We start from the raw sequence: 14,129 nt of genomic DNA, 5'->3' as shown, positions 1-14,129 counted from the left end.
GTCATCGGCATTCCCCGGCGATGGCGCGGAGGGCGTCGGCGAAGTCCGCGGCGAGTGCTTCCACGGCGGCCCGACGGCAGCGGTCGGGGCGGTAGTGCCAGGCGAAGGTCATGACCCCGTCGTTGACCTCGCCCACGACGTCGATCGTGTGCGGGGAGTGGTCGTCGTGGTCCTGGCCGATGACGGGGAGGCTGGACCGCAGCAGACCGCTGTCGGGCGGGGCGTCCTCGAACTGGCCGAGGTAGTTGAACGAGACCGCGGGGGTCGGCAGCTCGGGGAGGTCGCCGAGGTAGCGCAAGGCGCTGTAGCTGAACCCGTTGCGCGGCACGGCTCGCAACGCCCCGCGCACCTCGCGAACCATCTCCCGCCAGTTCTGCCCGGTGACGGTGAGGGTGACGGGGAACATCGTGGTGAACCAGCCGACCGTCCGCGACAGATCGACGCCGTCGATGACGTCCTCGCGGCCATGGCCCTCCAGGTCCACGGTGATCCTCGGCTGACCGGTGCAGCGGGTCAGCGACCACGCCAGGGCAGTCAGCAGCACGTCGTTGATCCGGGTGCGGTAGGTCCGCGGCGCACCCCGGAGAAGTGCGGCGGTGTCGTCAATGTCCAGGACAACGGCGACGGGCTCGGCGGGGGTGGGACCGGGCTCCGCCGGGGCGGTGGGGCCGGATCGCACCGAAGCGCGGCCGCGGTCGGCCGAAGCGCGGTCGGGCTCAGCCGGTGCGAAGTCCGGTTCGGCCGGAGCGGAGCCGGATTCAGCCGAAGCGTAGCCAAACTCCGCCGGACGGTGACTCGACTCGGCCGGGACGCGGCCGGGTTCGACGGGGTCCGGGGTGGATTCCGCCGCGAGGTGGGCTTCGGCGTGGCCGCTCTCGACCTGCCCACCACGCTCGGCATGACCGGGATCAGCCGGAATGGGGTGGAGGTCGGGGGTGGAATCAATCGCGGGATGGGTACCGGTATGGCCACCTTCGGCCCGCCCACCTCGGTCGCCGTGACCGGGGTCAGCCGGGGCGGGGTGGGGGTCGGAGGTGGACTCAACCGCAGGGCGGACGCCAGCATGGCCACCTTCGGCCCGCCCACCTCGCCCGATGCGACCGGGGTCAGCGAGGGCGGGGTGGGAGTCGGGGGTGGCGGCCACCGCAGGGCGCGCACCGGCATGGCCATCCTCGGCCTGCCCACCTCGCTCGACGTGATCGGGCCCAACCGGAGTGAGGTGGTCCATGGGGAGGTGGGGGGCGGTTTCCATGGTGGACCAGAAGAGGCGGTCGTCGTCCAAGGCGCCTGTGGTGACGAGGGTCGTCAGGGAGTGGGACCAGTGTTGGAAGGACGTGGTCTTGGGGCCGAGGTCGATGGGCGTGCCCGTTCTGGCTTGGTTGTATGCGGTCTCCAAATCCTCCAGCAGGATGCGCCACGACACTCCGTCCACCACCAGGTGGTGGGCTGCCAGTAGGAGGCGGGGGGCGGAGCCGTCGGTGAAGTGGAAGAGGGCGGCGTGGAAGAGGGGGCCCTGGGTGAGGTCGAAGCTGGAGTGGAGGTGATCGGCGATGGTGGTCACCTCGGGGGAGTCCGGGGTGGGCACCTGGTGGACGGTGAGGTGGTCGGCCTCGATGGGGGCGGCGTTGTGCTGGCGCCAGCCGTCGGGGTCTTGGGTGAAGCGCAGGCGGAGGGCGTCGTGGTGGGTCGTCAGGGCGTTCAGGGCCGCGCGTAGTGCGGTTGGATCGACGTCGGGGGACAGTTCGGTGTGGTGGGCCTGGTTGAAGTGGTGCGGGTTGGCGCGCTCGCCCGCGAAGAACCAGTGCTGGATGGGAGTGAGCGGCACCGGGCCCGTCACCGGGGCGTGGTCGGCGGGGTGGTCGGTGGTGGCGGTGACCGTGGGGGCCAGTTCGGCGATGGTCTGGTGGCGGAACAGGTCCTTGGTGGTCACCGTGAGACCCGCTCGGCGGGCTCGGGAGACGACCTGGATGCTGAGGATGGAGTCGCCGCCGAGGGTGAAGAAGTTGTCGTCGACGCCGACCCGGTCGACGCCCAGCACGTCGGCCCACACCTCGGCGAGCGCGACCTCGACGGCGGTCCGGGGTTCCCGGTGCTCGGTGCCGGTGGCGGCGAGGTCGGGCGCGGGCAGCGCCCGGCGGTCGACCTTGCCGTTGGGCGAGACGGGAAGGGCGTCGAGCACGACGAAGGCGCTCGGAATGAGGTGGTCGGGCAGGGTGGCGGCGAGGAAGTCCCGCAGCTCCCCGGCCGGGACCGGCGGACAGGCCACGTAGGCGACCAGGCGCTTGTGCCCGCGGTCATCCGTGTGCACGGTGGCGACCGCGTCCACGACGGCGGGATGGCGCCGCAGCGCGGCCTCCACCTCGCCGAGTTCGACCCGGAACCCGCGGATCTTGACCTGGTGGTCGACCCGCCCCAGGAAGCGCAGTTGGCCGTCCCGGGTCCAGCGCACCAGGTCGCCCGTGCGGTACATCCGCTCCCCCGGCCCGCCGAACGGGTTCGCGACGAACCGCTCCGCGGTGAGGCCGGGCCGGTTCAGGTAGCCGCGGGCCAGCCCGACCCCGGAGACGTACAGCTCCCCCGCGACCCCGATCGGGACCGGGTTCAGCGCGGCGTCGAGGACGTGCGCCTCGGTGTTCCAGATGGGCCTGCCGATCGGCGGCGTGCCGTCGTCCGGCAGCGGGTCGCTCCACGTGCTGACCACAGTGGACTCCGTGGGGCCGTAGGCGTTGATCATCCGCCTGCCCGGCGCCCACCGCCGGACCAGTTCGGCCGAGCAGGCGTCGCCGCCGACGACCAGCGTGCGCAGGTCCGTGAGGTCCCCCGCGGGCAGCGTCGCCAGGGCGACCGGCGGGATCAGCGCGTGCGTGACCCGCCGCCCGCGCAGCACCTCGGCCAACGGGTCGCCCACCAGCGGCCCCGGCGGGGGCACCACGAGCGCCGCGCCGGAGGTCAGCGCCAGGCACAGCTCCAGCACCGACGCGTCGAAGCTCGGCGAGGAGAACGCCAGCACCCGGTCCCCCGGCTCGACCGCGAACCGCTCCGCCTCCGCGGCGGCGAAGCTCGCCAGTCCGCGGTTGGTGACGACCACGCCCTTCGGCCGCCCGGTGGACCCGGAGGTGTAGATGACGTAGGCGGCGTGGTCGGGGGACGAGACGAGGTCGCACAGCGCATCGTCCGGCCCGGCGGCGCGGGTCTCCTCCGCGAGCCAGGCGGTGTCGTCGACCACCAGGACCGGCCGGGCGTCCTCGAGCATGAAGGCGATCCGGTCGGGCGGGTAGTCCGGGTCGACGGGCAGGAAGGCGGCGCCGGTCTTGGCCACGGCCAACTGCGCGATCACCAGCTCCGGGGAGCGCGGCAGCACCAAGGCGACCACGGTCTCCGGCCCCGCGCCGCGAGCGGCGAACACGCGGGCGGCGTCGGACGCGCACGCGTCCAGCTCGGCGTAGGTGAGGGTCCGCCCGCAGGCGATGACGGCGGGCGCGTCCGGGTGGCGCCGGACGGCCTCGGCGAAGAGGTCCGCCAGCGACCGGGCCGGGATCTCCCGGGCCGTGTCGTTCCACGAGCGCAATAGGGCCTGGTCGGTCTCGGTGGTGACCGGGAGGCGGGAGACGGGCGTCGTCGGGTCGGCAGCGGCGGCGGTGAGGAGGGTGGTGAGGCCGTCGGCCATGCGGTGGATCGTCGCGGGGTCGAAGAGGTCGGTGTTGTAGCCGATGGTCGCGGTGAGCCCGCCGTCGTCGGCCTCGTGGAACTCCACGGTGACGTCGTAGGCCGCGGTGACCACCGGGACGGCGACGTCGGCGGCGGTCAGGTCGGCGAAGCCGGTGGTCGGCGTCGGCGCGTTCTGCAGGGCGACCATGGCCTGGAACAGCGGGGTGCGGCTGGTGTCGCGGTCGGGGGCGACGGCGTCCACCACCCGCTCGAACGGGACGTCCTGGTTGGCGAAGGCGTCGAGGGTCGTGGCGCGCACGGCCGTCAGGAACTCGGCGAACGGGATCGCGGGGTCGACGGTGGAGCGCAGGACGACGGTGTTGACGAAGAACCCGACGAGCCGCCGCAGGTCCGGGTGCTCGCGGCCGGCGACGGCGGTCCCGACGGCGATGTCGTCCTGCCCGCTGAACCGGTGGAACAGCACCTGGCACGCCGCGACCAGCGCCATGAACAGCGTCGCGTCCCGCTGTCCGGCCAGCGCGCGCAGACGCTCGGCCACGGCGGCGGGGACGGCGAACTCGACCTGGTCGCCCGCGGTGGTGTGGACGGCCGGGCGCGGGCGGTCGGTGGGCAGGTCGAGCGCCGGGACGCCGTCGAGCCGGTCGCGCCAGTACGCCAGCTGCGTGTCGAGGACGTCGGTGCGGCTGCGCTGCCAGCGGGCGAAGTCGCGGTAGCGGACCGGGAGTTCGGGCAGGTCGGGCGCTGTGCCGGAATGCGCCGAGCGGTACAGCTCCGCCAGATCGGCGATGAGCACGCCCGCCGACCAGCCGTCGGTGACGATGTGGTGCATGGTCAGCGCGAGCACGTGGTCGTCCGCGCCGAGCCGGTACAGCGTGGCGCGCAGCAGCGGGGCGGCGGTGAGGTCGATCGGCCTGCCCGCCTCCTCGGCCAGCGCGGCAGGCAGGTCTGCCTCGGTGATCGGCAGGACCGGCAGCGCCAGCGAGTCGACCGCCGGGTGCACGCGCTGGACGCCGTGCCCGTCGATCTCATGGAAGCTGGTGCGCAGGGCCTCGTGGCGGTCGATCAGGCCGGTCAGCGCCGTGGTGAGCGCGGAGACGTCGAGCGGGCCGCGCAGCCGCAGGGCCAGCGGGGTGAGGTACTCGGTGCTGTCGGGCTCGAAGTGCTGGAGGAACCACAGGCGCTGCTGCGCGAACGACAGCGGCGGGTCGTCGTCATCCCCCACCGGGATCGCAGGTGCGGGTTTCCCATCGTCCAAGGTGGCGGCCAGCGCCGCGACGGTCGGCGCGGTGAACACCGCGCGCGGCGACACCTCGACGCCGAGGGCGTCCTGCAGGCCGGACACCACCCGGATGCTGAGGATGGAATCCCCGCCGAGGGCGAAGAAGTTGTCCGACGCGCCGACCACCGGCACGCCGAGCACCCGGGACCACACCTCGGCGACGACGCGCTCGGCCTCGGTGCGCGGCGGCACGTGGCCCGCCGCCTGCTCGATCTCCGGGGCGGGCAGGGCGCGGCGGTCGAGCTTGCCGTTCGCCGTGCGGGGCAGGGCGTCGAGGGTGACGAAGGCCGACGGGACCATGTGCGCGGGCAGCGTCGCCCCGAGCGCGGCCCTCGGGTCGGCGGGCAGGTCGCCGACGACGTAGGCGACCAGGCGCCGCGCGCCGGGCTCGTCCTCGCGCACGACCACCGCGGCCGAGCGGACCCCGGGCAGCGCGCCGAGCGCGGTCTCGACCTCGCCGGGCTCGATCCGGAACCCGCGCACCTTGACCTGCTCGTCGACGCGCCCGAGGAAGACCAGCTCGCCGTCGCGGGTCCAGCGCACCAGGTCGCCGGTGCGGTACATCCGCTCCCCCGGCGCGCCGAACGGGTCGGCGACGAACCGTTCCGCGGTCAGGCCGGGCCGGTCGTGGTACCCGCGGGCCAGGCCGACCCCGGCGACGTGCAGCTCGCCGGGCACGCCGGGCGGCACCGGACGCAGGTCGGGGTCGAGGACGTAGGCGCGGGTGTTCGGCAGGGGCCGCCCGATGGGCGGGGCCTCGGCCGCGGGGTCGAGCGGAAGCGTCCAGGTGGAGACGACGGTGCACTCGGTGGGCCCGTAGGCGTTGACCATCCGCCTGCCGGGCGCCCAGCGGCGGACCAGCTCGGCCGGGCACACGTCTCCGCCGACAACCAGCGTGCGCAGGTCCGGGAAGTCCACATCGGACAGCGTGGTCAGCGCGGCTGGCGGGATCAGCGCGTGGGTGATCCGCTGGTCGCGCAGCACGTCCGCCAGCAGGCGGCCGACCAGCGGCCCCGGCGGCGGCACGACCAGTTCCGCGCCGGAGGCCAGCGCCAGGCACAGTTCCAGCACGGACGCGTCGAAGCTCGGCGAGGAGAACGCCAGCACCCGGTCCCCCGGCTCGACCGCGAAGCGCTCCGCCTCGGCTGCGGCGAAGTTCGCCAGGCCGGTGTGGGTCACGACCACGCCCTTGGGCCTGCCGGTCGAGCCCGAGGTGTAGATCAGGTACGCCGGAGCCGCGACCGGCACGGCGACACCGGGGTCGGTGTCCGGCTGGTCCGCCGCGTCGACCGGGCCGTCGAGCACGAGCACGGGCCGGGCGTCGTCGAGCATGAACGCGACGCGCTCGGCCGGGTAGTCCGGGTCGACCGGCAGGTAGGCCGCGCCCGCCTTGAGCACGGCGAGCTGGGCGACGACCAGGTCGACCGAGCGCGGCAGCTTCAGCGCGACGATGCGCTCCGGGCCAGCGCCGCCCGCGATCAGCCGGTGCGCCAGCCGGTTCGCGGCGGCGTCGAGCTCGGCGTAGGTGAGCACGGTGTCCCCCGACCGCACGGCCGGGGCGTCGGGGCGAACCGTGACCTGATCGGCGATCAGGGCCGGGAAGGTCCGCGGCGCGACCGGGGACGCGGTGTCGTTCCATTCGCGCAGAACGCGGTCGCGCTCGTCGTCGCCGAGCCACGGCAGGTCGCCGACCGGCCGCTCGGGGTCGGCGGCGATGGCCGCGACCAGCCGGAGCAGCCGGTCGGCGAGCGCGGCCGCGGTCTCGGCGTCGAACAGGCGCGGGTCGTAGCCGAGTTCGAGGTGCAGCCGGGTCCCGTCGGTGTGGACGCCCGCGCTCAGCGGCAGCGTGGTGGCCTCGGCGGACTCGACCGACACGACGGCGGGGCCGCCGTCCGGGGCGTCGCCGACGGGGTAGTTCTCGAACGCGAGGACGCTGTCGAACCGGCCGCCGTGGGCCTGGGTGGTCGCCAGCGGGGCGTGGTCGAACCGCCGTGACTCGGCCTGGTCGGCCTGCACCCGGCCCAGCAGGGACAGCACGGGCTCGGCGGGGTCCACCCGCACCCGCGTGGGCACGGTGTTGATGAACATGCCGATCATGGACTCCACGCCCGGCAGATCGGCGGGGCGGCCGGAGACGGTCGTGCCGAACACGACGTCGTCCTCGCGGGCGCACCGCGCCAGCAGCAGCGCCCACGCTGCCTGCACCACGGTGTTCACGGTGAGCCCGTGCGCGCGGGCCATCCTCTCGACGGGCGCGACGGGCACCGCGGTGCGCACGGCCGCCGTCGACTCGACGGGGTGGTCCGCCGCGGGGACGCGGTCGTACGGCAGGGGCGTGGGGCCCTCGACGCCTGCCAGGACGTCGCGCCAGTGCGCCTCGGCGGCCTCGGCGTCCTGGTCGGCGAGCCACGCCAGGTAGTCGCGGAACGGACGGCGCGGCTCGGTGTCCGACCCGGTCATCCTGGCGAGGACGTCGGCGAACACCTGGGACGTGCTCCAGCCGTCCAGGAGCAGGTGGTGCGCGGTCCAGAGCAGGTCGACGGTGTCGTCCGGCCCCTCGGCGACGACCAGCCGCAGCAGCGGGCCGCCCGGGTCGAGCGGGGCCGTCAGGTCGGCGTCGGTGATCGGCCGGTACTCGACGGGCAGGCGCGCGGTCCGGCGCACGACCTGCACCGGCTCGGGCACGCCCTGCCAGACGACCTGGGTGCGCAGGACCGGGGTGTCGTCGACGACGGCCTGCCACGCCTCGCCCAGCAGTCGCGGGTCCGCCACGCCCGATAGCCGCACGCGGGTGCGGTTGACGTAGGCGTTCGCGTCGCCCGCGAGGCTGTGGAACAGCATGCCCGCCTGCAGCGGGGTGAGCGGGTACACGTCCTCGACGGCCCGCCCGTCGCCGACCAGGGCGTCCACTTGGGACTGGGTGAGGCGGGCCAGCGGGAAGTCCGACGGCGTGCGGCCGCCCGCGACGGCGCAGTGCGCGACGATGGCCCGCAGCGCGTCCGCCGTGCGGTCGGCGAGAACGCGAACGGTGGCCTCGTCGTGCACCTCGCCCGCGTACTCGAACTCCAGGCGCAGTCTGCCGCCGGTGACCGCGCCGGTGATGTCGACGAGGTGGCTGCGCGGGGTGTCGGGGGCGACGTCCTGGCCGAGGTCGGCCGCGGAACCGCGCAGCAGTGCCCCGAGCTCGTCGCCGCCGTCCCACCGGCCCAGGTAATTGACGCAGACCTGCGGCGTCGGCACGGCGTCCAGGCCGCTGCCGTCGCGCAGGTAGCGCAGCGCCTCGAAGCTCAGCCCGCGGTGCGGCACGGCCCGCAGGGTCTCCTTGACGGACTTGAGCACCGCGCCCCAGTCCCCGGCTGGCAGGTCGAGCGCGACCGGGAACTGGCTGGTGAACCAGCCGACGGTGCCCGTGGTGTCCACGCCGTCGAACAGGTCCTCGCGGCCGTGGCCCTCCACCGTGACGACGGCGCGGTCGTGGCCGGTCCAGTCCGCGACCGCCCGGCCGATCGCGGCCAGCAGGACGTCGTTGACCTGCGTCCGGTAGGCGTCGGGCACCTGCCGCAGCAGCGCGTCGGTGGTGGCGGTGTCCAGTTCGACCGAGACGGTCCGCGCGGCCCCGACGGTGTTGGCCCCGCCGTCGTGGTCGACCGGGAGCGCGGGCGCGGCCGGGATGGCCCGCCAGTGCGGGAGGTCGGCGTCGAACCCGCCCGCCTGGGTGTGGTCGACCAGCAGGCGCGCCCAGTGTCCGAAAGTGACGGTGGCGGCGGGTTCGGCGGCGGGGTCGCGGTACGCCGCTTCCAGGTCGGCGAGCAGCACCTGCCAGGACACGGCGTCGACGACGAGGTGGTGGGCGGTCAGGAACAGCACGGGGTCCGGTCCGGTGAACAGGATCGCCCGGAACACGCGTCCCTCCGCGGGGCGCAGCCCGGCCTGGGCGGCACGGGCGTGCTCGTCGCGGTCACCGCTCCGGACGACGTGGAACACGTCATCGACCGTGGGCAGCGGCTCCTGGGCCGTCGGGCGGACCCGGCTGCGCAGGCCGGGGTGCCGATCCACCAGCGCGGCGACCGCCTCCCGCAGCCGGTCCTCGTCCACGGCGGGGTCGACGCGCAGCGTGATCGACATGGTGAAGTGGTCGGTGGGACAGGTCTCGAAGAACCAGCGCTGGATCGGCGTCAGCGGCGCGGGGCCGCCCGTGTCGGCGATGCGTTCCACGGTCACGGGAGTGGCGACCGCGGCGAGGTCGGCGAGGGTCTGGCGCAGGAAGACGTCCTTGGCCGTCACCCGGAGCCCGGCCTGCCGGGCGCGCGCGACGACCCGCATGCTGAGGATCGAGTCGCCGCCGATGGCGAAGAAGTTGTCCCGGGCGCCGACCCGTTCGACACCGAGCACGCCCGCCCAGATCGCCGCCAGCTCGCTCTCCACGCCCGGCCTCGGCGCGACGTGCCCGTGGTCGGGTCGGGGCGGCTCGGGCAGCGCGCGGCGGTCGACCTTGCCGTTGGGCGTCGTGGGCAGCGCGGGCAGCGGGACGAGCGCCGACGGCACCAGGTAGTCGGGCAGGCGGGCGCGCAGGAACGCGGTCAGCTCGTCCGGTTCGGCGGCGCCGACCACGTAGGCGACCAGCCGCCGCGTCTCGCCGCTGTCGCGCGCGACCACGGCGGTCTCGCGCACTGCCGGGTGGCGCAGCAGCGCGGTCTCGATCTCGCCGGGCTCGACCCGGAAGCCGCGGATCTTCACCTGGTCGTCGACCCGGCCCAGGTGCTCCAGCCCGCCGTCTGCCGTCCACCGCGCGCGGTCGCCGGTGCGGTACATGCGGCCGGGGGCGAACGGGTCGGCGACGAACCGCTCGGCGGTGAGGCCGGGCCGGTTCAGGTAGCCGCGGGCGAGCTGCGGTCCGGCCAGGTAGAGCTCTCCCGGCACGCCGACGGGCTGCGGGCGCAGGCGGTCGTCGAGGACGTAGGCGCGCACCGTGCTCAGCGGCGGGCCGATGCGCGGCCGCTCGCCGCTGATCTCCGACCAGGCGGCGTCCACTGTGGCTTCCGTGGGGCCGTACATGTTGTAGACGGGCAGGTCGGCGGCGGCCAGGTCGTGCCAGAGCGCGTCGCCGACGGCCTCGCCGCCCAGGGTGAGGGCGCGCAGCCCGGTGTCGAGCAGTCCCGCGTCGATCAGGCCGCGGGCGTGGGCCGGGGTCACGTCGAGCACGTCGAGGCCCGCGGCGTAGGCGACCAGCTCGTGCGGGTCGAGGCGGACGTCGTCGGGGATGACGTGCCACTCGTGCCCGGCGGCGAGGAACAGCAGCCCCTCCACCGCGGTGTCGAAGGAGAACACCGCCGTCTGCCCGTACCGCAGGCGCCCCTGCCCCGCGAGCGGGGCGATGAACTCGGCCTGCTGGTGGGCGAACAGGGCGGCCAGGCCGCCATGCTCCACCACCACGCCCTTGGGAGTCCCGCTCGACCCGGACGTGTAGACGACGTAGGCCGGGTTGCGCGGGTCCACCGGCACGCCGGGATCGGTGTCGGGACAGCCTGACGTGTCCGGCATGGCGTCGAGCACCACGACCGGGTCGGCGTCGGCCAGCGCGGACCGCAGGCGCTCCTCGGGCAGCGCGGGGTCGAGCGGCAGGTACGCGGCGCCGGACTTCAGCACGGCCAGCATCGCGACCACCATGTCCGCCGAGCGCGGCAGCACGAGCGCGACCAGGCGTTCCGGCCCGGCGCCGCGCGCGATGAGCAGGTGCGCGAGCCGGTTGGCGGCGGCGTCCAGCTCGGCGAACGTGCGCCGGTCATCGCCGCACACGACGGCGGTGGCGTCGGTCGTGGGGAGCCAGCGGTGCAGCGGGACCGGCGGCACCTCGCGCAGCGGGCGCGCGGGGGGCGGCGGCGGACCCATGGGCAGGTCGGCGACCGGGCGCTCCGGGTCCGCCGCCGCGGCCGCGAGCAAGACGCCCAGGTGCTCGACCATGCGCGCGACGGTGGCCTCGTCGAACAGGTCCGGGTTGTACTCGACCGCGCCGTTCAGGACCTGCCCGGCTTCCTGGAACTCGATGGTCAGGTCGCACGTGGACGTCAGCACCGGCAGCTGTTCCTCGGCCACCGCCAGGCCCGGCAGCCCGGGCACCTCGTCCGGGGTGTTCTGCAGCATGACCATGACGTCGAACAGCGGGTTGCGGCTGGGATCGCGCTCGGGGGCGACGGCGTCGACCACGCGCTCGAACGGCACGTCCTGGTGGGCGAACCCGGCGAGCGCGGTGCTCCGGACCCGGGCGAGCAGGTCGGCGAACGAGGCGTCCTCGTCGACCGACGCGCGCAGCACCAGGGTGTTGACGAAGAACCCGACGACCCGCTCCAGCTCGGGCCGGTCCCGGCCCGCGACGGCGGTGCCGACGGCGAAGTCGGACTGACCGCTGTGCCGGGCGAACAGCACCTGGCAGGCGGCGAGCAGGGTCATGAACAGGGTGCTGTCCCGGCGCCTGCCCACCTCCCGCAGGCCCGAAGCGACCTCGGCGGGCACGGTGAACGCGTGCATCGCGCCCGCGGTGGAGCGCACGGCGGGGCGCGGGCGGTCGGTGGGCAGCCGCAGCGGCTCGACGCCCGCGAGCGCGGCGCGCCAGTGCGCGAGCTGGGCGTCGAGGTCGGCCCGCTCCCGCTGCCAGAGCGTGAAGTCGGTGTACCGGACGGGGATGTCGGGCAGCCGGGCGCCCGCGTACAGGGCGGCCAGGTCGTCGGTGAGCACGGCGGTGGACCAGCCGTCGGTGATGATGTGGTGCAGGGTCAGCACCAGCACGTGGTCGTCGTCGCCGACGCGGATCAGCGTGGTGCGGAACAGCGGTCCCCGGCGCAGGTCGAACGGCTGGGCGCAGTCGCGCGCCAGCACCGCGGCGGGGTCGTCGGCGGTCACCTGGACGAGGTCGGCCGGGTAGGGGTCGTGCACGATCTGCACGGCCTCGCCGTCGATCTCGTCGAACGTGGTCCGCAGGGACTCGTGGCGGGCGATCAGCGCGGTGAGCGCGGCGGTGAGGGCGTCGACGTCCAGCGGCCCGCGCAGGCGCAGGGCGGTGGGGCTGACGTACTCGGCGCCGCCCGGCTCGAACTGGTCGAGGAACCACAGCCGCCGCTGCGCGAAGGACTGCGGCACGGGGCCGGACACCACCGCGGCCGGGATGGTGTCCTGCTCGCCGGCGGGGACCACGCGGGCGAGCGCGGCGACGGTCGGGTGGTCGAAGAGGGCGCGCGGGGAGATCCGCGCGCCGAACACCGCGCGCAGCCGGGAGACCACGCGGATGCTCAGGATCGAGTCGCCGCCCAGGGCGAAGAAGTTGTCGGCAGTCCCGACCCGGGGCACCCCGAGCACGTCGGACCAGACGGCGGCGACCACGCGCTCGGCCTCGGTGCGCGGCGCGACGTAGTCGCCCGCGCCCGCCCCGAAGTCGGGCGCGGGCAGGGCGCGCCGGTCGAGTTTGCCGCTGGGGGTCTGCGGCAGGGCGGGCAGCGGCACGAACGCGGCGGGCACCAGGTAGTCCGGGAGGGTGTCGGCGAGCGCGGCGCGGAGGTCGGCGCTCCCGCCGACGACGTAGGCCACGAGCCGGGCCGGGCCCGTGCCGTCCCGGTGCGCGACGACGGCGGCGTCCCGCACGCCCGGCAAGGCGCGCAGCGCGGCGGCGACCTCGCCGGGCTCGATCCGGAAGCCGCGGATCTTGACCTGGTCGTCGGCGCGGCCGAGGTAGTCCACCTGGCCGTCTGCGGTCCAGCGCACCCGGTCCCCGGTGCGGTACATGCGGCCGGGGGCGAACGGGTCGGCGACGAACCGCTGGGCGGTCAGGCCGGGGCGGTCCAGGTAGCCGCGGGCGACCTGCGCGCCCGCCAGGTACAGCTCGCCGGGGACGCCGGGGGGCACCGGGCGCAGGTCGTCGTCGAGCACGTACGCCCGCACGTTGCGCAGGGGCCGCCCGATCAGCGGCGGCGTCCCGGGCGCGGCGACGGCGCGCGTGGCGTCGACCGTGCACTCCGTGGGGCCGTAGTAGTTCACGACCTCCAGCCCCGGGCGGGACGCGAGTTCGCGCCACAGCGCCTCCCCCACCGCCTCGCCGCCGAGCAGCAGTGTGCGCAGCGGGGTGTCGAGCAGGCCCGCGTCGACCAGCTGGACCGCGTAGGTCGGGGTGAGGTCGAGGACGTCGATGCCGGTGGCCGCGATGTGCTCCACCAGACCGGCCGGGTCCAGCCGCAGGTCGTCCTCGATGACGTGCAGTTCGTGGCCCGCCGCGAGGAACAGCAGGCCCTCCACCGCCGTGTCGAAGGAGAACACCGCGGTGAGGGCGAACCGCAGCGGACCGGCGCGGCCGGTCAGGTCGGCCCGGTGGTCGTGGAGCAGGTTGGCCAGGCCGCCGTGCTCGACGACGACCCCCTTGGGGCGGCCGGTCGAGCCGGAGGTGTAGATGACGTACGCGGCCTGGTTCGGGTGCGGCCTGATCGCCGGGCTGGTGTCGGGCAGACCGGCGGTGTCGCCGATCTCCGTCAGCACCAGGACGGGACGGGCGTCGTCCAGCAGCAGCCGGACCCGCTCGGCGGGCAGCGCCGTGTCGACCGGCAGGTACGCCGCGCCCGCCTTGAGCACGGCCAGGATGGCCACGACCAGGTCTGCGGACCTCGGCAGGTGCAGCGCCACGACCCGGTCCGGCCCGACGCCCTGCGCGATGAGCCGGTGCGCGAGCCGGTTGGCGGCGGCGTCCAGCTCGGCGAAGGTGAGCGCGGTGTCCCCGCACACGACGGCGGTGGCCCCGGGCGTCAGCGCTGCCTGCCACTCGAACTCCTCGGGGTAGCTGGTCGCCGGGAACGGTGTCGCCGTGGCGTTCCAGCCGGTCAGCACGCGCTCGCGGTCCTCGAGGGACAGCCACGGCAGCGCGCCGACGGGCCGGGTGAGGTCGTCGGCGAGCGCGGTGAGCAGGGTGCGCAGCCATCCGGTCGCGCGGCGCGCGGTGGCGTCGTCCAGCAGGGCCGGGTCGTAGGCGAGATCGAGGTGGAGCCGGTCGTCGGCGTGCGCGGACAGGGTGAGCGGCAGCGTGGTGGTGTCGGTCGTCGCCACCTCGCGCACCCGGGGCCCGGCGCCGGAGTCGTCGAAGGGGTAGTTCTCGAAGACCACGACGCTGTCGAACAGCGGCAGGTCGGCGCGCACGGGGCTGTGCGAG

Annotated in this window: 1 protein-coding gene (only partly in view); it reads right to left on the bottom strand. The window is 74.9% G+C overall.

What is annotated here, in order from left to right:
- Position 1 precedes the first annotated feature (1 nt).
- Positions 2 to 14,129, bottom strand: partial view of a non-ribosomal peptide synthase/polyketide synthase gene (locus Actkin_RS14725; RefSeq protein ID WP_258907638.1) — the 3' portion only. The gene runs 5,447 nt beyond the window's last position; 14,128 of the gene's 19,575 nt are visible here — the last part of the coding sequence; its start codon lies off the right edge, out of view — the gene reads right to left on this strand; its stop codon occupies positions 2 to 4.

Origin of the sequence: Actinokineospora sp. UTMC 2448 (assembly GCF_024760565.1) — a bacterium.
In the GTDB taxonomy this organism is placed as follows: domain Bacteria; phylum Actinomycetota; class Actinomycetes; order Mycobacteriales; family Pseudonocardiaceae; genus Actinokineospora; species Actinokineospora fastidiosa.
The sequence above is the reverse complement of the archived record's forward strand: the minus strand, read 5'-3'. Positions and strand labels throughout refer to the sequence as shown.